We start from the raw sequence: 21,418 nt of genomic DNA on the forward strand, positions 1-21,418 counted from the left end.
TGCGTCCGCGGACCTACAAGGGGAGCGGGGAGAGTCGTGGGCAGCGGCCGACAGGTGGATCACCCGGTGGAGGGCGGAGGGAGCGCACACCGTTCCGACACCCCCCCGGACGACGGCACCGGAGGCGACAGGACCCCCGCACCGCTGTGGGACGCGGGCGACACCGTGCCCGGAAGCAGCTCCCTGCACGTGGACGACCTGCCCGACGGCGTCGTCGTCGCCGACGCCCGCGGCCGTGTCGTCCTCTGCAACGCCCAGGCCGCCCAGCTCACCGGTATCCCCGCCGCCGCGGCCCTGGGCCGCGACTTCCGCGCCGCCCTGCCCCTGGTCGGCGCCGACGGCAACGACTGGTGGGAGGCCAGCGACCCCTACGGGGGCGACCGCGGCCGCACCCGCCAGACCGAGCGCGCCCTGTACCTGCCCGACGACCGCGAGATCCTCGTCGCCGCCCGCTACGTGCGCGCCCGCCCCGGCGGCGACCTCGTCCGCCTGGTCGTCACCCTGCGCGACGCCTCCACCCGCGCCGAGCGCAGCCGCGCCGACCTCGTCTCGGAGGTCGCCCACGAGCTGCGCTCCCCGCTGACCAGCGTCAAAGGCTTCACCTCCACCCTGCTCACCAAGTGGGAACGGCTCACCGACAAGCAGAAGCTGTTCATGCTGGAGACCGTCAACGCGGACGCCGACCGCGTCACCCGGCTCATCCACGACCTGCTCGACGTCTCCCGCATAGAGTCCGGGCGCATCGAGGTGCGCCGCCAGGTCGTCGACGTCACCGAGGTGGTGCGCCGGGTCGTCGCCGGGCGCGTCGCCGCGGGGGAGTCCGAGGAGCGCTTCCGGGTCGAGACGCGCGAGGGGCTCCCGCAGATGTGGCTGGACCCCGACAAGATCCAGCAGATCCTCTCCAACCTCGTCGAAAACGGGGTGCGGCACGGCGCTGGTACTGTCAGTATCGTGATCGAGCCGTGTGAAGGAGGAGCAGCGGTGTCGGTGCGCGACGAAGGCCAGGGCATAGCGCCCGAGACCATTCCGCGCGTCTTCCGCCAGTTCTGGCGCAGCAAGCGCCGGAGCGGGACCGGCCTCGGGCTGTTCATCGTCAAGGGCCTCGTCGAGGCCCACGGCGGCACGATCACCGTCGGACGCGCCCCCAGCGGCGGCGCCGAGTTCCGATTTACCATGCCCGCCGGGACGCCCGAGTTCGTCTGAGCCCCTCAGACCCTCCACGTCCCCGGTGGGCTCCACGGCGTGCCCGGGATCGGTGAGTGGACCGCTCCGCGTGCGCGCCCGACATCCCTGTGCCTTCCCTGTCGGCCTCGTCCGCCCCACGGCGGACCGTGACCACCGCGCGCCCCTCCCTGCACGGGGACGCGACGGTGAGGTGACCAACCATGTCTGCACCGAACAATTCCTTCGACCCGGTCGAGGTGACCCCCCTGCACCCCGACGAGGTCGCCCGCATGCGCGAGGAGGCACTGGCCGCCATCGCCGCGGCAAAGGACCTCGCCGAACTCAAGGAGGTCCGCCTCGCCCACGCCGGCGACCGGTCCCCGCTGGCCCTGGCCAACCGGGAGATCGGGGCGCTGCCCCCTGCCGCCAAGGCCGAGGCGGGCAAGCGCGTCGGCGGTGCCCGCCGCGACGTGGGCCAGGCCGTCAAGGAGCGCCAGGCCGTCCTGGAGGCCGAACGCGACGAGCGCGTCCTCGTCGAGGAGCGGGTCGACGTCACCCTGCCCTGGGACCGGGCCCCGCGCGGCGCCCGCCACCCGCTGACCACCGTCGCCGAGCGCATGGCCGACGTGTTCGTCGGCATGGGCTTCGAGATCGCGGAGGGCCCCGAGGTCGAGGCGGAGTGGTTCAACTTCGACGCCCTCAACTTCCAGCCCGACCACCCGGCCCGCACCATGCAGGACACCTACTTCGTGGAGGGCCCCGACGGCGGGGACTCCGGCATGGTCATGCGCACCCACACCTCGCCGGTGCAGGTCCGCGCGCTGCTCTCCCGCGAGCTGCCCGTCTACGTGGTCGCGCCCGGCAAGACCTTCCGCACCGACGAGCTGGACGCCACCCACAGCCCGGTCTTCCACCAGCTGGAGGGCCTGGTCGTGGACAGGGGCATCACGATGGCCCACCTGCGCGGCGCCATCGACGCCTTCGTCGGGTCCATGTTCGGCGAGGGCCTGCGCACCCGCTTCCGCGCCTCCTACTTCCCCTTCACCGAGCCGTCGGCCGAGGTGGACATGGAGTGCTTCGTGTGCCGCGGCGCCTCGGTGGGCGACCCGGACAACCCGTGCCGCACCTGCTCCAGCGAGGGCTGGATCGAACTCGGCGGCTGCGGCGTGGTCAACCCGCGCGTACTCGTCGCCGCCGGGGTCGACCCCGAGGTGTACAGCGGCTGGGCCTTCGGCCTGGGAATCGAACGGACACTGATGTTCGCGCACGGCGTGCGCGACATGCACGACATGGTCGAGGGCGACATCCGCTTCACCTCGGCGTTCGGGAGTGAGAACTGATGCGCGTCCCCCTTTCCTGGCTGCGGGAGTACGTCGACCTTCCGGCCGACGTCACCGCACGCGACCTGGCCTCCCGGCTCACCCTGGCCGGGCTCGAGGTCGAGACCGTCGACGCCCTGGGCTCGGACCTGACCGGCCCCATCGTCTACGGGCGCGTCCTGGAGATCGAAGAGCTCACCGAGTTCAAGAAGCCCATCCGCTACTGCCGGGTGGACGTCGGCCCGGCCAACGGCACCGGCGAGCCCCAGCAGATCATCTGCGGCGCCCGCAACTTCTCGGAGGGCGACCTCGTCGTCGTCTCACTGCCCGGCGCGGAACTGCCCGGCGGTTTCAGGATCGGCGCCCGCAAGACCTACGGCCGTATGTCCGAGGGCATGATCTGCTCGGCCACCGAGCTGGGCCTGTGGGAGGACCACAGCGGCATCGTGGTCCTCCCCGAGGGCTTCGGCGAGGTCGGCGAGGACGCCATCGGCCCGCTCGGGCTGCGCGAGGACGTCATCGACATCGCCGTGACGCCCGACCGCGGCTACGCGCTGTCGATCCGCGGCGTGGCCCGCGACGCCGCCTCCCTGTACGGCGTCGCCTTCCGCGACCCCGCCGACATCGCCGTTCCCGCGCCCGCCGGCGAGGGCCACCCGGCCGCCATCGCCGACGAGTCCCTGTGCGACCGCCTCGTGCTGCGCGGGGCCACCGGCTTCGACCCCGACGCGCCCAGCCCGCTGTGGATGAAGCGCCGCCTGCACCAGTGCGGGGTGCGCCCCGTCTCCCTGGCCGTCGACGTCACCAACTACGTGATGCTCGAGCTCGGCCAGCCGCTGCACGCCTGGGACCGGGACCGCCTCACCGGCACCGTCACCGTGCGCGCCGCCGAGGCGGGGGAGAAGCTGGAGACCCTGGACCACGTCCAGCGCTCCCTGGACGCCGACGACATCGTCATCGCCGACGGGTCCGGCGCCCAGGCGATCGCGGGCGTCATGGGCGGGGTGGACACCGAGATCGGCCTGTCCTCCACCGCGGTCCTCATCGAGGCCGCCCACTTCGACGCGATGCACATCGCCCGGGCCTCGCGCCGCCACCAGCTCTCCTCGGAGGCATCCCGCCGCTTCGAGCGCGGTGTGGACTCCGACCTCCAGCTCGCCGCCGCCACCCGCGCCGTCGGGCTGCTCGCGGAGCTGGGCGGGGCGACCGTGGAGGACGCCTACACCCACCTGGACCGGGTCGCCGCACGCACGCCCGTCACGGTCAAGGCCGGGCACGCCGCCTCGGTCTCCGGGGTCGACTACCCGGCGGGCACCACCGAGAAGTGGCTGACCGCCGTCGGCTGCGAGGTCTCCACCGACGGGGACGTGCTGACGGTCACCCCGCCGTCCTGGCGGCCCGACCTCACCGACCCCAACGACCTGGCCGAAGAGGTCATCCGGTTCGAGGGCTACGAGAACATCCCCTCGATCCGGCCGCGCGGCTCGGGCCGCGGGCTCACCGGGAGCCAGCGGCTGCGCCGCGCCGTCGGCCGGGCCCTGGCCGACGCCGGGTACAACGAGGTGCTGTCGTACCCGTTCACCGGGCAGCGCGACCTCGACGGGCTCCAGCTGCCCGCCGACGACGCCCGCCGGACCGCCCTGCGCCTGGCCAACCCGCTCAACGAAGAGGAACCGCTGCTGCGGACCACGCTGCTGCCGGGCCTGTTCAAGGCGCTGGCACGCAACACCGGGCGCGGGTTCACCGACGTCGCCCTGTTCGAGACGGGCCTGGTGTACCGGCCCGGCCCGGACGCGACCCGTGCCCCGCTGCTGCCGGTCGACCGGGGGCCGAGCGCCGAGGAGCTGGCGCGCATCGACGCCGCCCTGCCGGCTCAGCCGCGCCGGATCGGCGTCGTCATCACCGGTGACGCCGAGCGCGCGGGATGGTGGGGCCGGGGCCGCCCGGCCACGTGGGCCGACGCGATCCAGGCCGCCCGCGAGGTCGCCCGGGTCGCCGGTGTGGAGCTGGAGGCCGAGGCCGACGTCCACGCCCCCTGGCACCCCGGCCGCTGCGCCGCCCTGTACGTGCGGGTGGCGGGCGAGCGGCTCCTCGTCGGCCACGCCGGCGAGCTGCACCCGCGCACCGTCAAGGCGTTCGGGCTGCCCGAGCGCACCGCGGCGATGGAGCTGGAGCTGGACCGCGTCGAGCGGGCCCGCACCCCGGTCGTCGCCCCGGAGGTGTCCACCTACCCGGTGGCCGTCCAGGACGTCGCCCTGGTCGTGGACGAGTCCGTCGCGGTGGGCACCCTGCGCGACGCCCTGGTGGCGGGCGCGGGCGAGCTCCTGGAGAGCGTGCGCCTGTTCGACGTCTACACCGGCGAGCAGGTGGGCGAGGGCCGCAAGTCGGTGGCCTTCACCCTGCGCTTCCGCGCCGCCGACCGCACGCTGACGGCGGAGGAGGCGGGCGCCGCCCGCGACGCCGCCGTGGCCGCCGCCGCAGAGCGCACCGGCGCCGTGCTGCGCGCCTGACGCACCCGCGCCGCAGGGAGGGGCCGCCCCGCCGGGGCGGCCCCTCCCGTGTTTCCCGCAGATGGCCGCCGCGGGTCGGAACGACGCCCGCGGGAAGGGGTCTGAAGAACTTTTTTCAGCCCTGTTCTCCCAGCGTGTCATGGGTTTTCGGGAGCATGCTCCGGGGTAGCCGGAATGACCCCGGTGTTTCGGGGCATGAAAGTTCGTTTCGTCTCTTGCTGTGAGATGCCTCTCGCATTTAGCCTGCAAGCACCCGCCCCTCCAAGGGCGCCCGGAGGCGGGGACCGCAGCATTTCCGGCAGCGCGTCGTTCTTCGCGCACGTCCACGGCTCGGAGGTCGCCCTATGACCGAAACGGTTGTCCCGTCCGCTCCCGCCACTCCGCAGACGCGGGAGCCCGGTCGCCTCTGGCACACCTTCTGCGACATGAACACGGTCCGCAAGGGCCCCTCGTTCACGGTGGCACGCGCCGAGGGCGTGTGGCTCTGGGACGAGGCGGGTGATCGGTACCTCGACGGCACCGCCAGCCTCTGGTACTGCAACGTCGGCCACGGCCGGCCCGAGATCGCCGAGGCCGTCCACCGGCAGATGCTCACCCTGGACGCCTACACCGTCTACGGTGACTTCTCCAACGCCCCCGCGGCGCTGCTCAGCGAGCGGCTGGCGGCGCACGCCCCGGTCTCCGACCCCCGGGTGATCCTCACCTGCGGGGGAGGGGAGTCCATCGAGACCGCGGCCAAGCTGGCCCGCCGCTACCACGCCGTCACCGGGTCCCCGGAGAGGGTCCACCTGATCAGCCGCACCGGCGGCTACCACGGCCTGCACGGGTTCGGCACCAGCGCCATCGGCATGGAGCGGTTCCGCACCGGGTACGGGCCGCTGGTCGAGGACGTGTCGGTGGTCCCGCACGACTCCGCGGCCGCCCTGGAGGCGGAGATCCTCCGGGTGGGCCCCGGGCGGGTGGCCGCGTTCTTCGCCGAGCCCGTGATCGGGGCGGGCGGGGTGTACGCGCCGCCGCCGGGCTACTTCGCCGAGGTGGCCCGCATCTGTGAGCGGTACGGCGTGCTGTTCATCGTGGACAGCGTCATCTGCGGGTTCGCCCGGCTGGGCGACTGGTTCGGGATCGAGCGGTTCGGCGTGCGGCCCGACATGATCGTCTTCGCCAAGGGTGTCTCCAGCGGCTACCTGCCGCTGGGCGGCGTGGTGGTGAGCGGCCGGGTGGCCGATCCGTTCTGGTACCAGGACGACCACCCCTTCCTGCACGGGACCACCTACGCGGGCCACCCGACCGCCTGCGCGGCGGCCCTGGCCAACCTGGACATCCTGGAGCGGGAGGACCTGTTCACGGTCTCCCTGGAGGTGGAGCGGCAGCTCGACGGGGCGCTGCGCACCCTGGCCGACCACCCCCTGGTGGCGCAGGTCCGCGCCGGGACAGGGGTGATGGGCGCGGTGGAGCTCACCGAGGAGGCGCTGACCGAACGGGGGATCACCACGGCGGAGGTGTTCGCCCAGGCCAGGGCGCGCGGGGTGATCGTGCGGCCGGTCCCGACGGGGCTGCTCGTCTCGCCGCCGCTGATCATTACCTGGGAGCAGGTCGACCACCTGGTCTCGACCCTGGCGGGGGCCCTGGACGCGGTGTCCGCCCGCCACTGAGCGGCGCTGTGCGCGGCGGCCGGGGACTCGCCCCCGGCCGCCGCGTCGTTGACCGGGAGAAGTATTTTCCTTGGAAAACTCTTTCTCGTGTAACCATCATCGGGTATTGTTTCTTGGGAAGATACTTCTCGAGGGAGCGGACCATGACCGCACAGCAGAGCCCGGACACCGCGGGACTCACCGACGACGACCTCATCACCGCCTGGGGACTGCTGCACGAGGCGATGAACGGCGTGCACCCCCGGTTGCTGCGCGGGATCACCCCCGACGGCAACGACATGGCCGGACCCTGGTTCGAGGTGCTCATACGACTGCAGCGCACCCCGGGCCACCGGCTCCCCATGAGCCGCCTGGCCCGCGAGGTCAGCCTCAGCACCGGCGGCTTCACCAAACTCGCCGACCGCCTCGAGCGCGAGGGCTACCTCCAGCGCGAGAACTGCGCCTCCGACCGGCGCGTGGTCTACGCGACCCTCACCCCCGAAGGCCTGGAGTTCATCGGGAAGGTCCGCGTCAAGCACGTCGAGCGGCTGCGCGAACACGTCCTGGGGCCGCTGGGCGAGGAGGGCGTGCGGACCCTGTCCGCGGTGGCGCGCACGCTCCGCGACAGCGCGAACTGCTGACGCGCCACGATCCGCTCGAAACGCTCCGTAGTCGATTTCCGCGTCCGGGAGCCGTTGCTCCCGTACGAAAGTACGGAAAACGTCCCGTCGACCGTCGTTCCCGTGTAGGTTGGCGGATGTTCGAGGACCCCGTGGGGTGGGGTCCCAACGGAAGGCCCGGGGGGATTCATGGGACTGTTCACCACTGCCGCGCAGCTGAGGCCGATTCCCCGGTCCACCCGCTTCGCCAACGGTTCCGTCTCCTTCTGGTTCCGCGACCTGGGCCTTCCCGAGCGCCGGGACCCGCTTCCGGGCGCCGCCGACTACGACGTCTGCATCGTCGGGGCCGGCTACACGGGACTGTGGACCGCCTACTACCTCAGGAAGGCCGCGCCCGACCTGCGCATCGCGGTGGTCGAGCGGGAGTTCGCCGGGTTCGGCGCCTCCGGCCGTAACGGAGGGTGGCTGTCGGCCGAGTTCGCGGGCTCCCGCGAGCGCTACGCGGAGTCACACGGGAAGAGCGCGTTCATCGCACTGCAGCGCGCCATGATGAGCACCGTCGACGAGGTCATCTCCGTCGCCGCGGACGAGGGCATCGACGCCGACATCGTCAAGGGCGGCATGCGCCTGGTCGCCACCAACGCCGCCCAGCGCGACCGGCTGGCCGAGGACATCGAATACCTCCAGGAATGGGGGTACTGGCCCGACGACATCCACATGCTCCCCGAGGGCCACACCCCCTCCCTGGCCGTCGCCGACGCGGTGGCCTGCGCCTACTCCCCGCACGCCGCCCGCGTGCAGCCCGCCAAACTGGTCACCGGCCTGGCCGCGGCGGTCGAGGCGCTGGGGGTGACCATCTTCGAGGGCACCGCCGTCGAGGAGATCCGGCCCCGCCGGGGCGCGGCCCGCCCGGCCGTGGTCACCGACCACGGCACCGTCTACGCCGACCACGTCGTGCGCGCCACCGAGGGCTTCACCTCCACCCTGCGCGGCCAGCGCCGCGAGTGGCTGCCGATGAACTCCTCGATGATCGTCACCGAGCCGGTCCCCGCCCAGGTGTGGGACAAGATCGGCTGGGAGGGGCGCGAGGTCCTGGGCGACACCGCGCACGCCTACGTCTACGCCCAGCGCACCGCCGACGACCGCATAGCCATCGGCGGCCGGGGCGTGCCCTACCGCTTCGGCTCGGCCCAGGACAAGGACGGCGCCACCCAGCCCCAGGCCATCGCCGAGCTGTGGCGCGCGCTCACCCGCATGTTCCCGGACGTGGCGGAGGTCCCCGTGGAGCACGCCTGGTCCGGCGTCCTGGGCGTGCCCCGCGACTGGTGCCCCAGCGTCCACATGGACTCCGAGACCGGTGTCGGCTGGGCCGGGGGGTACGTGGGCAGCGGCGTGGCCACCAGCAACCTGGCCGGCCGCACCCTGCGCGACCTCATCCTGGGCCGGGACACCGAGCTCACCCGCCTGCCCTGGGTGGGCCACCAGGTGCGCGGCTGGGAGCCCGAGCCGCTGCGCTGGGTCGGCACCCAGGTCATCTACGGCCTGTACCGCGGCGCCGACCGCCGCGAGTCCAGGACCCCGGAGGAGAAGGCGCACACCTCCCGCCTCGCGGGCATCGCCACCCGCATCGCCGGCCGCTGACCCGACAGCGACACCCGCACCGGGCCGGTGTGAGCGCGCTCGCACCGGCCTTCTCCTGATTTCGCTTGCATAAATTTGCAGCTGTGTGCATGATAGTTCAGTCATCGAGAGCGAGGGGAGCACCATGGGTTACAACGCGGCGGTCGCCGGGGCCAGTGGATACGCCGGAGGCGAGGTGCTCCGCCTGCTGCTCGGCCACCCCGACATCGAGATCGGCGCCGTCACCGCGGCCAAGAACGCCGGGACCCCCCTCATCCGCCACCAGCCGCACCTGCTGCCGCTGGCGGACCGGGTCCTCGCCCCCACCGACGTCGACTCCCTGCGCGGCCACGACCTCGTGTTCCTGGCCCTGCCGCACGGCCAGTCCGCCGACATCGCCCGGCAGCTCGGCGACGACGTCCTCGTCATCGACTGCGGCGCCGACTTCCGCCTCGTCGACTCCTCCTCCTGGGAACGCTTCTACGGCACCCCCCACGCCGGCACCTGGCCCTACGGCCTGCCCGAGCTCCCCGGCCAGCGCGAGCGCCTCACCGGCGCCAGGCGCGTCGCCGTCCCCGGCTGCCACGTCACCGTCGCCACCCTCGCGCTCTTCCCCGGCCTGGCCGAGCAGCTCGTCGAGCCGGACCTCACCGTCGTCGCCGTCACCGGCACCTCCGGAGCGGGCAAGGCCGCCAAACCCGAGCTCATCGGCAGCGAGGTCATGGGGGCCCTCACCCCCTACGGCGTCGGCGGCGTCCACCGCCACAACCCCGAGATCGTCCAGAACCTCACCGCGGTCACCGGCGAACCCGTCAGGCTGTCCTTCACCCCGGTCCTGGCCCCCCTGCCCCGCGGCATCCTCGCCACCTGCACCGCCCCCCTCAGGCCCGGCGTCACCGCCGACCAGGTGCGCGCCGCCTACACGACCGCCTACGCCGACGAGCCCTTCGTCCACCTCCTGCCCGAGGGCACCTGGCCCAGCACCGCCATGACGCTCGCCGCCAACACCACCCTCGTCCAGGTCACCGTGGACCCCGACGCCGGGCGCATGGTCGCCGTCGCCGCCCTGGACAACCTCACCAAGGGCACCGCGGGCGGCGCGGTCCAGAGCGCCAACCTCGCCCTGGGCCTGCCCGAGACCACCGGTCTCCCGCTCGCCGCCGTGGCCCCCTGACACCGGCCGGCTGGAAAGGCACAACGTGAGCGTCACCGCACCCCTGGGCTTCCGGGCCGCGGGCGTCAGCGCGGGCATCGCCGGCCCCGGCGTACGCGACGTCGCCGTCCTCGTCAACGACGGGCCCTCCCGGGCCGCCGGGGCCGTGTTCGGCACCGGCGCCGACCGCTCCGCGCCGGCCCTGTGGTCCCGCCAGGTCCTGGTCGGCGGCCGGGTCCGCGCCGTCGTCCTCAACTCCGGCTGCGCCAACGCCGACACCGTCCCCCCCGGCTTCCAGGACGTCCACGCCCTGGCCGAGCACACCGCGGCCGCCCTCGACGACTCCGCGGCCGAGATCGCCCTGTGCGCCGCCGGCCCCGTCGGGGTCCGCCCGCCCCTGGACCGGCTCACCGGCGGCGTCACCGCCGCCGTCGCCGAGCTCTCCCGCTCCGGCGGGCTGACCGCGGCCGACGCCGTCCGCACCACCGACACCGTCGTCAAGATCGTCTTCCGGCGCGGCGACGGCTACACCGTCGGCGGTATGGCCAAGGGCCCCGACGCCTCCCTGTCCGGCGGCCTGTACATCATCACCACCGACGCCGACCTGGACGCCGACCGGTGCGGCGGACTCATCGCCGACGCCGCCGCCAAGACCCTGCCGCCGCTCACCGGGCCGGCCGACACCGTCCTGCTCATGGCCAGCGGCGCCGCCGGCACCACCCCCGGCGAGGAGGCCTTCGCGGCCCTGCTCGCCGACGTGTGCGCCGACCTCGCCGCCCAGATCGACGCCGACCCCGCGACCACGGAGCACGAGAACCGGACATGATCTCCCGATCCACCGATAGCACCGCCACGGGCAACGACCGGGCCCAAGCCATCGACAAGGCCGCCAACCTCATCGAGGCGCTGCCCTGGCTGTCCCGCTTCCACGGCCGCACCGTCGTGGTCAAGTACGGCGGCAACGCCATGATCAGCGAGGAACTGCGCGTCCGCTTCGCCGAATCGGTCGTCTTCCTCTACTACGCCGGACTGCGCCCCGTCGTCGTCCACGGCGGCGGCCCCCAGATCAGCGCCATGCTCGACCGCTCCGGAGTGGAGTCCACCTTCACCGCCGGGCTGCGCGTCACCACCGACGAGGCCATGGACATCGTCCGCATGGTCCTCACCGGCCAGGTCAACCGCGAGATCGTCGGCCTGATCAACCGGCACGGCCCCTTCGCCGTCGGCATGTCCGGCGAGGACGCCGACCTGCTGGTCGCCACCCGCAAGAGCGTCCAGGTGGACGGCGAGTCCGTCGACCTCGGCCGCGTCGGCGAGGTCGCCGAGGTCGACCCCGGTGCCGTCGCCGCCCTGCTGGCCGACGGCCGCATCCCCGTCATCTCCAGCGTCGCCCGCGCCGACGACGGCGGCGTCTACAACGTCAACGCCGACACCGCGGCCTCCGCGCTCGCCGTCGCCCTGGGCGCCAGCAAGCTCATCATGCTCACCGACGTCGAAGGCCTCTACGCCGACTACCCGGCCAACACCGAGCTGATCAGCCGCCTCACCGTCGACGAGCTCGCCGCCCTGCTGCCCGGCCTCTCCGCCGGAATGCTCCCCAAGATGGAGGCCTGCCTCGCGGCCGTCCGGGGCGGCGTGCCCCAGGCCCACATCATCGACGGCCGGGTGCCGCACTCCCTCCTGCTGGAGGTCTTCACCGACCAGGGCGTCGGCACCATGGTCGCCGACGAGGAACTGGAGGCGGCCCTGCTCGCCGGAGACCGCCCGCGCTCCCGGCGACCCCACGACATCCGCACCGACACACCGACGGAGGCAGGCCATGACCGGCTCTGAACTGCGCGAACGCTTCGCGGCCTCACTCATGCCCAACTACGGCGTACCGCAGATCGCCCTCACCCTGGGGCGCGGCTGCGAGGTCTACGACGCCGACGGGCGCCAGTACCTCGACCTCATCGCGGGCATCGCCGTCTCCTCCCTCGGACACGGCCACCCCGCCCTGGTCAAGGCCGTCGCCCACCAGGCCGCGACCATCGCCCACACCAGCAACCTCTTCCTCAACGAACGCGAGATCGAGCTCGCCGAGCGGCTCGTCTCCCTGCTCGGCGGCGACGCCAAGGTGTTCTTCTCCAACTCCGGCACCGAGGCCAACGAGGCCGCCCTCAAACTGGTCAAGCGCGCCGCCGGGCCCGGCCGCCACTACTTCGTCGCCGCCGGGCAGGGCTTCCACGGCCGCACCTCCGGCTCCCTGGCCCTCACCGGCAAGGACTCCATCCGCGAGCCCTTCGGGCCCTTCGGCATGGACGTGCGCTTCGTCCCCCACGGCGACCTCGAGGCCCTGCGCGAGGCGGTCGACACCGGCTGCACCGCCGTGTTCGTCGAACCCACCCTGGGCGAGGCCGGTGTCGTCCCCGCCCCCGAGGGCTACCTCGCCGGGGTCCGCGAGATCTGCGACGCCACCGGCGCCGCGTTCGTCCTGGACGAGATCCAGAGCGGAATCGGCCGCACCGGCTCCTGGTTCGCGCACCAGGACGCCGGGGTGCGGCCCGACGTCCTGACCCTCGCCAAGGGCCTGGGCGGCGGCCTGCCCATCGGCGCCTGCGTCGGGTTCGGCCGCTACGCCGACGCCTTCCACAAGGGCGACCACGGCTCCACCTTCGGCGGCAACCCCGTCGCCTGCGCCGCGGCCCTCGCCGTGCTGGACACCATCGAGCAGGAGGGCCTGCTCGCCCACACCGCCGTCATGGGCGACCTGCTCGCCGAACAGCTCGACGCGATCGACCACCCCCTGCTGGCCGGTCAGCGCGGCTCGGGGCTGTGGCGGGCGCTGTCCCTGACCGGTCCGCACTCCGCCCACGTCCAGGAGCAGGCGGCCGTCCGCGGCTTCCTGGTGAACGCCGTCGCACCCGACGCCATCCGGCTCGCCCCGCCCCTGGTCATCACCCCCGAGCAGATCGGGGTGTTCATCGAGGCCCTGCCCACGATCCTCGACGCGGCCGAGGCCGCCGCCACCAAGGAGAACCAGTCATGACCCGGCACTTCCTGCGCGACGACGACCTCACTCCGGACGAGCAGGCCCGCGTCCTCGACCTCGCCGACGCCATGAAGAAGGACCGCTTCGCCCAACGGCCCCTGGCCGGGCCGCGCACCGTCGCCCTCCTCTTCGACAAGCCCTCCACCCGCACCCGTCTGTCGTTCTGCGTCGGCGTCGCCGACCTCGGCGGCACCCCGCTGGTCCTGGACTCGGGCAGCACCCAGATGGGGCGCGGTGAACCCCTCGCCGACACCGCCCGCGTCCTGGAGCGCCAGGTCGCCGCCGTCGTCTGGCGCACCTTCGCCCAGACCGACCTGGAGGCGCTGGCCGCCGACATCACCGTCCCGGTGGTCAACGCCCTCACCGACGGGTTCCACCCCTGCCAGATCCTCGCCGACCTCCAGACGATCCGCGAGCACAAGGGCGCCCTGGCCGGGCTCACCCTCGCCTACCTGGGCGACGGCGCCAACAACATGGCGCACTCCTACCTGCTGGGCGGCGCCACCGCCGGACTCCACGTCCGCGTCGGCGCCCCCGAGGGCTACCGGCCCGACCCGGAGGTCCTGGAGCGCGCCGCCGAGATCGCCCGCACCACCGGCGGATCGGTGGCCGTCACCGCCGACCCCCGCGAGGCCGCCGCCGGGGCCGACGTCGTCGCCACCGACACCTGGGTGTCCATGGGCCAGGAGTCCGAGGCGGCCGACCGCGAGGCGCCCTTCCGCGCCTACATCGTCGACGAGGCCCTCATGGCCGCCGCCGACCCCGGCGCGATCGTCCTGCACTGCCTGCCCGCCTACCGGGGCAAGGAGATCTCCGCGGGCGTCATCGACGGCCCCCAGAGCGTCGTCTGGGACGAGGCCGAGAACCGCCGCCACGCCCAGAAGGCCCTGCTGGCCTTCCTGCTGGAGCACACCGGCGGCGAGGAGGGCGGCCGACGATGACCCTCGACGGGGGCGCCACCGCACCGATGACCAAGGCGGCGCGGCACGCCCGCATCACCGAGGTCCTCACCCGCGAGGACATCCGCTCCCAGGGAGAGCTGGCCAAACGGCTCGCCGAGACGGGCGTCCAGGTCACCCAGGCCACCCTCTCCCGCGACCTGGACGAACTCGGCGCGGTCAAGCTCCGCACCGCCGCCGGGCACCTGGCCTACGTCCTGCCGGGGGAGGGCGGCGAACGCCTCCAGCGCACCCGTCCCGACACCCTCGACCTCGCCGAGGCCTCCGGTGCCAGGCTCACCCGCCTGGCCGAGGACCTGCTGGTGTCGGCGGAGGCGTCCGCCAACATGGTCATCGTCCGCACCCCGCCGGGCGCCGCGCAGTACCTGGCCTCGGCCATCGACCACACCGACTTCCACGCCATCCTGGGTACGATCGCCGGGGACGACACCATCCTGGTCATCTCCCGCGACCCCCGGGGCGGAGAGGAACTGGCCGCCGCACTGCTGCGGCTCGCCGACCGCAAGCCGTAGCGGGGCGGGCAGGCCCGCACCCGAATCCACGTTTGAGGAGAACCACACCATGGCCGACCAGCCCGAGGCGCTGCGCCTGTGGGGAGGCCGCTTCGAGGGCGGACCGGACCAGGCCCTGGCCCGGCTGTCGCTGAGCACCCACTTCGACTGGCGGCTGGCCCGCCACGACATCGCCGGATCCCGCGCCCACGCCCGGGCGCTGCACCGCGCGGGGCTGCTCACCGGCGACGAGCTCGACCGCATGATCGAGGGGCTCGACCGGCTGGAGGCCGACGTCGCCTCGGGCGCCTTCACCCCCGTCCTGGAGGACGAGGACGTGCACACCGCCCTGGAGCGCGGCTTCATCGAGCGGGTCGGCGCCGAACTGGGCGGGCGCCTGCGCGCCGGGCGCTCCCGCAACGACCAGATCGCCACCCTCATCCGCATGTACCTGCGCGAGGAGGCCCGGGCGATCGCCGCCGGGCTGCTGGACCTGGTGGGCGCCCTGGCCGACCAGGCCGCCGCCCACCCCGGCGCCGCCATGCCCGGCCGCACCCACCTCCAGCACGCCCAGCCGGTGCTCCTGGCCCACCACCTCATGGCGCACGCCTGGCCGCTGGTCCGCGACGTCGAGCGCCTGCGGGACTGGGACCGCCGCGCCGCCGTGTCCGCCTACGGCTCCGGTGCGCTGGCCGGGTCCTCCCTGGGCCTGGACCCCGAGGCCGTCGCCGCCGAACTGGGCTTCCCCGCCTCGGTGGAGAACTCCATCGACGGCACCGCCGCCCGCGACGTCGTCGCCGAGTTCTCGTTCGTCACCGCGATGATCGGTGTGGACCTGTCCCGCCTCTCGGAGGAGGTCATCCTCTGGGCGACCAAGGAGTTCTCCTTCGTCACCCTCGACGACGCCTTCTCCACCGGGTCTTCGATCATGCCCCAGAAGAAGAACCCCGACGTGGCCGAGCTGGCCCGCGGCAAGGCGGGGCGCCTGGTCGGCGACCTGGCCGGGCTGCTCACCACCCTCAAGGGACTGCCCCTCGCCTACAACCGCGACCTGCAGGAGGACAAGGAGCCGGTGTTCGACGCCGTCGACACCCTCCACCTGCTGCTGCCCGCGATGACCGGCATGGTCGCGACCCTGACCTTCCACACCGGCCGCATGGCCGAACTGGCCCCCCAGGGCTTCTCGCTGGCCACCGACATCGCCGAGTGGCTGGTGCGCGAGCGGGTCCCGTTCCGCGACGCGCACGAGATCGCCGGTACCTGCGTGCGGGTGTGCGAGGAGCGCGGGATCGACCTGCCCGACCTGTCCGACGAGGACTTCGCGGCGATCTCCCCGCACCTGACCCCCGCCGTGCGCGAGGTGCTGACGGTGGAGGGCTCGTTGGCCTCGCGCGCGGGCCGGGGCGGCACCGCGCCCGTACGCGTCGCCGAGCAGCTCGACCGGCTGCGCGCCGCCGTCGAGGAGAACCGCAAGGCCTTCGCCTAGCCGGTTCCGGACCGGTCCCGATAGGGCGCCCCCGACCGCCGGGGGCGCCCTGCCGTGCTCTCCGGCCCTCCCCGGACGGGCGCCCCGGGCGCCCGCGCGCACCGATCGCGCAGCGGGTGCACGGCCCCGGGTGTATTTCGCCGTTCTCCCGGCGGCCCGCCCACGGGTGCGGTAGCGTCCTGAGTCTGCGGGTGCCGCTGAGTGCTCTCCCCTGTGCACACGGTGATGGTCCGCGTCGGAGCCACACCGCCGGCGCCCGCGGTCAGTCCGCTGGAGGAGCGCAATGGGAAGACCGGGAGCCCAACGCCGCGGCATCCGGGCGCAGCTCAACAGGATCGTGCTGATCCCGAGTATCACCTTCCTGGCCCTGTTCGTCGTGCTCAGCATGGCGACCCTGGCCCAGGCCGTCTCCCTGCGCTCGGCCATGGCCGAGGGCAGGGCGGGCATCCACCTGGTCACCGCCCTCACCCGTCTGCAGGAGGAGCGCCGGCTGGCCGCCGGGTACCTGGCCGACCCCGGGGCCGGGACCCGCCAGGACCTGGCCGACCACGCCCGCCTCACCGACGGCGCCGTCGACACCGTCCGCGACCTGGACGGATCCCTCGGGGACCGGGGCGACCCCGACACCCCCGCCCTCACCGACGACCTCCTGACCTCCTTCGACACCGTCGCCGCGGTCCGCACCGCGGCCCTCACCGACCCCGCCGCCGCCGACCCCGACACCCTGCAGGCCTACACCGACGCGATCCACCGGGGCATCCGCCTCTACTCCGGCACCACCCGCTCCCTCGACGACGGGCACGCCGCCGCCGAGGCCGCCGCCACGACCGACCTGCTCTGGGCCCAGGAGTCCTTCAGCCACGCCGACGCACTGGTCACCGCGGTCACGGCCCGCGGCGATCTCACCCGCGGCGAGCAGACCGAGATCACCGCGCTGCTCCACGACGCCCGCCTGCGGCTCGACACCGTCCACTCCGGCGACGACCCCCGGGGCGCCACCGCCGCGACCCTCGCCGAGAGCGGCGGGTGGCGGCGCCTCATGGAGATCGGCGACGCCGTCGGCACCCACGAGGCCCCCGCCGCCCTGGACCCGGTCACCGCCGAGATCGTCCGGGACGCCTCCCCGCCCGCGGGGCTGGCCGACTGGCGCTCCGCCGCCGACCCGGTCAACGCCGAACTGGCCGACCTCGCCGCCCGCCGGGCGGGGGACGTGGTCACCGCCACCGAGGCCGCCAGCGCCTGGATGCTCAGCCTCTCCGTCGGCGGCGGCATCACCTCCTTGTTCGCGGGCACCGTCGCCTACGGGGTCGCCGCCCGCTCCGCCGGTCGCCTCACCAACCGGCTGGCCCGGCTGCGCGCCGAGACCCTGGGTACCGCCCGCGTCGACCTGCCCCGCATCGTGCGACGCCTGGAGGCCGGGGAGAGCGTCGACCCCGACACCGAGGTGAAGCAGCTCGACCACGGCGACGACGAGGTCGGCCAGGTCGCCGACGCCTTCAACATCGCCCAGCGCACCGCGATCGCCGCCGCCGTCAAGCAGGCCGAGCTGCGCTCGGGGGTCAACCGGGTCTTCCTCGGCATCGCCCACCGCAACCAGTCCCTGGTGCAGCGCCAGCTCCAGCTGCTGGACCGCATCGAGTGGGAGGAGGACGACCCCGACCTGCTGGAGAGCATCTTCCAGCTCGACCACCTGGCCACCCGGGGCCGCCGCCACGCCGAGAACCTCATCATCCTCGGCGGCTCCCGGCCCGGGCGCCGCTGGCGCCGGCCGATCCCGCTCATCGACATCCTGCGCGGGGCCGTCTCGGAGACCGAGGAGTACGCCCGGGTCCACGTCACCGCCGTACCCGAGCTCTCCCTGGCCGGTTCCGCCGTCGCCGACGTCATCCACCTGCTGGCCGAGCTGGTGGAGAACGCCACCGCCTACTCGCCCCCGCACACCGACGTCTCCATCTCCGCCGAGCCCGTGCCCAAGGGCGTGGCGATCGAGGTCGAGGACCGCGGGCTGGGCATGACCGAGGACGCCCTGGCCCGGGCCAACACCACCCTGAGCGAGGCACCCGAGTTCGACGTCATGGCACCGGGCACCGACGCCCGCCTGGGCCTGTTCGTCGTCGCCCGCCTGGCGGCCAAGCACGACATCCAGGTCGAGCTGCGCCCCTCGCCCTACGGCGGCACACGCGCGGTGGTGCTGGTCCCCGGCACGCTGTTCAGCTCCGCCGGTGCGGGCCAGGCGCCCGAGAGGCCCCGGTCCGCCGCCCGCCGTGTTCCGCGCACCCCGCCGCCGGACGCCCCGGACGCCGCGGGCGCGGTCGGGGTCCTGGTCACCGAGGGCGACGCCCTCCTCTCCCGGCCCCTGCTGCGCCCGGTGCCCCCGGCCGAGGAGCCCCGGGACACCCCGGAGCGCCGCGCCCCCCTGCTGCGCAGCGTCCCCGCCCGCCCCGCGGCCGACGGGGAGCGCCCCGGCCTGCCCCGGCGCAGGCGACAGGCCAGCCTCGCCCCCCAGCTCAGACGCCCGCCCGGGCCGGAAGGGGAGGAAGGGGCTGCCGAGCAGCCGTCCTCCCGCAGCCCGGAACAGGCCCGCCGGATGATGGACGCCTTCAGCGCCGGGACCCGCAAGGGCCGCGCCGCGGACATCGACCAGGACGGGGGCGGGCGGCAGTACGACAGCCACCGGGTCGGTGGCAGCACCGACGACCACACGGGAGAGAACGACTGAGATGGTGGGCAACAGCAACGCCGCGGACAACCTCGACTGGCTCCTGGACGACCTGGCCGATCGCGTCGTCGGAGCCGTGCACGCGATCGTGCTATCGGCCGACGGGCTCCTCCTGGGCCGCTCCCGCGAGCTGCCTCCCGAGGACGCCGAACACCTGTCGGCCCTGGCCTCCGCCTTCCAGAGCCTGGCCCGCGGCACCGGGCGGCACTTCGGCGGCGGCGACGTCCGACAGACCGTGGTGGAGATGGAGCACTCCTACCTCTTCGTCACCGCCGCGGGGGCCGGCGCCTGCCTGGCGGTGCTGGCCACCGAGGACGCGGACGTGGGCCTGGTCGCCTACGAGATGAACCTGCGGGTCAAGCGGGTGGGCCAGTTCCTCACCGCCGCGCCCCGCCGCCCCGGCGAGCTCACCGCCACCGGGGGTGTGGGCTCATGACGGCCCAGGAGGAACGACAGGGCGGCGTCTCCCGCCGCCCCGCCGCACCCTGGCACGCCGGGCGCGGCCACCCCACCTCGGAGGGGCCCGCCGCCGGACTGTCCCCCGGCGGCGCCCCCGAGGGCTCCCTGGTCCGCCCCTACACGCTGACCCGGGGCCGGGTCCGGCCCAGCGGAACGGGGCCCCGGCTGGACCTCATCACGATCGTGGTGGCCGCCCGCGACCGGCGCGAGCGACCACTGGAGCCGGAGTGCCGGGCCATCCTCGACCTGTGTCGGAGGCCCATCTCGGTGGCGGAGGTCTCCGCCCGGCTCGACATCCCCCTCACCGTGGTCAGGGTGCTCCTGGGCGACCTGCTCGCCGACGGGGACATCCGCACCCGGGCGGCGACGCCCGTCGCCCGGCTTCCCGAGAAGAAAGTGCTTCAGGCGGTACTCGATGGCATCCGCAGACTCTGAGACCAGGCCGGGGGAGCCCGAGGCGATCCCCCAGGCGGTCAAGATCATCATCGCCGGCGGCTTCGGCGCCGGGAAGACCACCATGGTGGCCTCGGTCAGCGAGATCACCCCGTTGAGCACCGAGGAGGTGATGACCGAGGCCAGCTACGGGATCGACGACCTCGGGGGAGTGGAGGACAAGACCACCACCACCGTCGCCCTCGACTTCGGCCGTATCACCGTCAACTCCGACGTGGTCCTCTACCTGTTCGGCACGCCGGGCCAGAACCGCTTCTGGTTCATGTGGGACGAGCTCGCCGAGGGCGCACTGGGGGCGGTGGTCCTGGCCGACACCCGCCGTCTGGAGACCTGCTTCCACGCGGTGGACTTCTTCGAGCGGCGCGGGGTGCCCTTCGTGGTCGCGGTCAACCGCTTCGAGGGAGCCGACGACTACGACACCGAGGAGGTGCGCCGGGCCCTGGACGTGGACGCCGCGGTGCCCATCCTCCTCGCCGACGCCCGGGACCGCGTCTCCTGCCGGGACGTGCTGGTCGCCCTGGTCACCCACGTGATCCGCGGCCGCAGCCCGGCTCTGAGCGGGTGAGCCCGCCGGGGTGGTACCCCGCCCCACCGGTGGGGGAGCGATCCGGTGTACGTTCGGGAGACACGCCCGTGGATATGCCCTGGAACGCTACAATGGCGCGTCAGTGACACCGCTCCGACCGGGCACCCCGTCCGCCTCTCATCCTGAATCCTGGTATGCGAAACTCTGATCGACTCCCCCCACGCGAACTGCCCAAGCGGAGGTCCGGCCGCCATCGGAACCCGCTGTCCTTCGACGACTGGTTCGGGACCCCGACCCTGATCATGGCGGTCCCGGGCACGGCCGAGCAGGCCAGGGGTGTCGACGGTGAGTCCATCGGCGCCCGGATGGCCGACCTGGTGCGCGCCTACCGGCCCGAGGTCACCATCCGCCACGGGCACATCGACGGAGAAGAGCAGACCCTCACCGAGGCGCTCGCCGGCCTGGAGGGCGACGGCGAGCGGCCGCTGACCGGCGTGGTCGTGCCCCTGGTCACCGCTCCGCACGCGGGTGTCTCGTCCGCCATCGACGCCGCCGTGCGCGCCTCCGGTGCGGACGTGCGCGTCAGCGAGGGCCTGGGCCCGCACCCGATGCTCGCCGAGGTGCTGCACCTGCGGCTGGCCGAGAGCGGCTACGTGCGCGCCGACCGCATGCGCCTGATCAGCGTCGTGGCCCGGGACACCGGCATGGCCGACGGCGTGGTGGTGGGCGCGGTCGGAGGGGAGTCCGCCGTGGCCGCGGCCGGGGTGACCGCGGTCCTGCTCGCCGCCCGCCTGGGGCTGACCGTGCTGCCCGCGGACCTGGAGAACGAGGCGGCCCTGGAGCTGGCCGTCTCCCAGCTGCGCCAGGGCGGCTGCCACCGCCCGGTCATCGCGCCCAGCGCACTGGGCCCGGAGCTGCACACCGACCTGTCGGCCACCGCGGAGCGGTTCGGCGCCCGACTGGGCGCCCCGCTGGGCGCCGACGGCCTGCTCGGCAAGATCGCCGCGCTGCGCTACGCCGAGATCCTCAACTCGCTGGGCGTCGAGCAGCCGCCGACCGCCGACCAGCTGCCCGCCCCGGTGGGTTCGCGCCACCGCCGGCAGGACTGAACGCGGCGACACGCCGTGGGATGGGGCGTGTTCACGGGGCCGTCCGCTTCGGCGGGCGGCCCCTTCGCTGTTCACGGGCGCTTCGACCTGGAACTTCGGAGGCCCTCCCGAGGGTTCGCAAGGGTGCCGCGCGCCTCCTAAGGCAACTCGTAGTAATTGTTTGACCGC

General features: G+C 73.7%; 18 protein-coding genes. All 18 read left to right on the forward strand.

What is annotated here, in order from left to right; translation table 11 throughout:
- The first annotated feature begins 36 nt into the window (after positions 1-36).
- The 18 genes from ACSUPR_RS25165 (at position 37) to ACSUPR_RS25250 (ending at position 21,250) form a co-directional block, all read left to right on the forward strand.
- Positions 37-1,203 carry an ATP-binding protein gene (locus tag ACSUPR_RS25165; RefSeq protein WP_436887186.1) on the forward strand — a complete coding sequence of 389 codons (1,167 nt, stop codon included), beginning with the start codon at positions 37-39 and terminating at the stop codon, positions 1,201-1,203.
- A gap of 182 nt (positions 1,204-1,385) precedes the next feature.
- On the forward strand, positions 1,386-2,504 hold the full coding sequence (gene pheS, locus ACSUPR_RS25170; protein ID WP_436887187.1) for a phenylalanine--tRNA ligase subunit alpha: 1,119 nt from the start codon (positions 1,386-1,388) through the stop codon (positions 2,502-2,504).
- Positions 2,504-4,993, forward strand: coding sequence for a phenylalanine--tRNA ligase subunit beta (gene pheT / locus ACSUPR_RS25175; protein WP_436887188.1), 2,490 nt, complete (start codon positions 2,504-2,506; stop codon positions 4,991-4,993). The genes pheS and pheT overlap by 1 nt, the downstream gene beginning before the upstream one ends.
- A gap of 425 nt (positions 4,994-5,418) precedes the next feature.
- On the forward strand, positions 5,419-6,645 hold the full coding sequence (locus tag ACSUPR_RS25180) for an aminotransferase family protein (RefSeq protein WP_436892141.1): 1,227 nt from the start codon (positions 5,419-5,421) through the stop codon (positions 6,643-6,645).
- Positions 6,646-6,788: 143 nt separating this feature from the next.
- A complete protein-coding gene (locus ACSUPR_RS25185; RefSeq protein WP_436887189.1) occupies positions 6,789-7,265 on the forward strand; it encodes a MarR family winged helix-turn-helix transcriptional regulator in 477 nt (158 codons plus the stop codon).
- 168 nt (positions 7,266-7,433) lie between these two features.
- A complete protein-coding gene (locus tag ACSUPR_RS25190; protein ID WP_436887190.1) occupies positions 7,434-8,885 on the forward strand; it encodes an NAD(P)/FAD-dependent oxidoreductase in 1,452 nt (483 codons plus the stop codon).
- Positions 8,886-9,009: 124 nt separating this feature from the next.
- Positions 9,010-10,038, forward strand: coding sequence for an N-acetyl-gamma-glutamyl-phosphate reductase (gene argC, locus ACSUPR_RS25195; RefSeq protein WP_436892142.1), 1,029 nt, complete (start codon positions 9,010-9,012; stop codon positions 10,036-10,038).
- A 25-nt stretch (positions 10,039-10,063) separates the two neighbouring features.
- Positions 10,064-10,843: a bifunctional ornithine acetyltransferase/N-acetylglutamate synthase gene (locus ACSUPR_RS25200; RefSeq protein WP_436887191.1), complete on the forward strand. Its 780-nt coding sequence runs from the start codon at positions 10,064-10,066 to the stop codon at positions 10,841-10,843.
- Positions 10,840-11,850 carry an acetylglutamate kinase gene (gene argB / locus ACSUPR_RS25205; protein ID WP_436887192.1) on the forward strand — a complete coding sequence of 337 codons (1,011 nt, stop codon included), beginning with the start codon at positions 10,840-10,842 and terminating at the stop codon, positions 11,848-11,850. The genes ACSUPR_RS25200 and argB overlap by 4 nt, the downstream gene beginning before the upstream one ends.
- Positions 11,837-13,045 carry an acetylornithine transaminase gene (locus ACSUPR_RS25210; RefSeq protein WP_436887193.1) on the forward strand — a complete coding sequence of 403 codons (1,209 nt, stop codon included), beginning with the start codon at positions 11,837-11,839 and terminating at the stop codon, positions 13,043-13,045. The genes argB and ACSUPR_RS25210 overlap by 14 nt, the downstream gene beginning before the upstream one ends.
- Complete coding sequence (gene argF / locus ACSUPR_RS25215; protein ID WP_436887194.1) at positions 13,042-13,989, forward strand: ornithine carbamoyltransferase; 948 nt, start codon at positions 13,042-13,044, stop codon at positions 13,987-13,989. The genes ACSUPR_RS25210 and argF overlap by 4 nt, the downstream gene beginning before the upstream one ends.
- Positions 13,986-14,519, forward strand: coding sequence for an arginine repressor (locus ACSUPR_RS25220; protein ID WP_436887195.1), 534 nt, complete (start codon positions 13,986-13,988; stop codon positions 14,517-14,519). Before argF ends, ACSUPR_RS25220 begins: the two co-directional genes overlap by 4 nt.
- Positions 14,520-14,568: 49 nt before the next feature.
- Positions 14,569-15,984, forward strand: a complete 1,416-nt coding sequence (gene argH / locus ACSUPR_RS25225; RefSeq protein WP_436887196.1) for an argininosuccinate lyase — start codon at positions 14,569-14,571, stop codon at positions 15,982-15,984.
- Positions 15,985-16,267: 283 nt separating this feature from the next.
- Complete coding sequence (locus ACSUPR_RS25230) at positions 16,268-18,703, forward strand: nitrate- and nitrite sensing domain-containing protein (protein WP_436887197.1); 2,436 nt, start codon at positions 16,268-16,270, stop codon at positions 18,701-18,703.
- 1 nt (position 18,704) lies between these two features.
- Entirely contained in the window at positions 18,705-19,139 is a 435-nt protein-coding gene (locus ACSUPR_RS25235) for a roadblock/LC7 domain-containing protein (protein WP_436887198.1), read from the forward strand.
- Positions 19,136-19,597: a DUF742 domain-containing protein gene (locus ACSUPR_RS25240; RefSeq protein WP_436887199.1), complete on the forward strand. Its 462-nt coding sequence runs from the start codon at positions 19,136-19,138 to the stop codon at positions 19,595-19,597. Before ACSUPR_RS25235 ends, ACSUPR_RS25240 begins: the two co-directional genes overlap by 4 nt.
- Positions 19,578-20,180: a GTP-binding protein gene (locus ACSUPR_RS25245; RefSeq protein ID WP_436887200.1), complete on the forward strand. Its 603-nt coding sequence runs from the start codon at positions 19,578-19,580 to the stop codon at positions 20,178-20,180. Before ACSUPR_RS25240 ends, ACSUPR_RS25245 begins: the two co-directional genes overlap by 20 nt.
- Positions 20,181-20,335: 155 nt before the next feature.
- Entirely contained in the window at positions 20,336-21,250 is a 915-nt protein-coding gene (locus ACSUPR_RS25250) for a sirohydrochlorin chelatase (protein ID WP_436887201.1), read from the forward strand.
- Positions 21,251-21,418: the final 168 nt, after the last annotated feature.

The organism is Nocardiopsis dassonvillei (genome assembly GCF_964273065.1).
Taxonomy (GTDB): Bacteria; Actinomycetota; Actinomycetes; order Streptosporangiales; family Streptosporangiaceae; genus Nocardiopsis; species Nocardiopsis dassonvillei_B.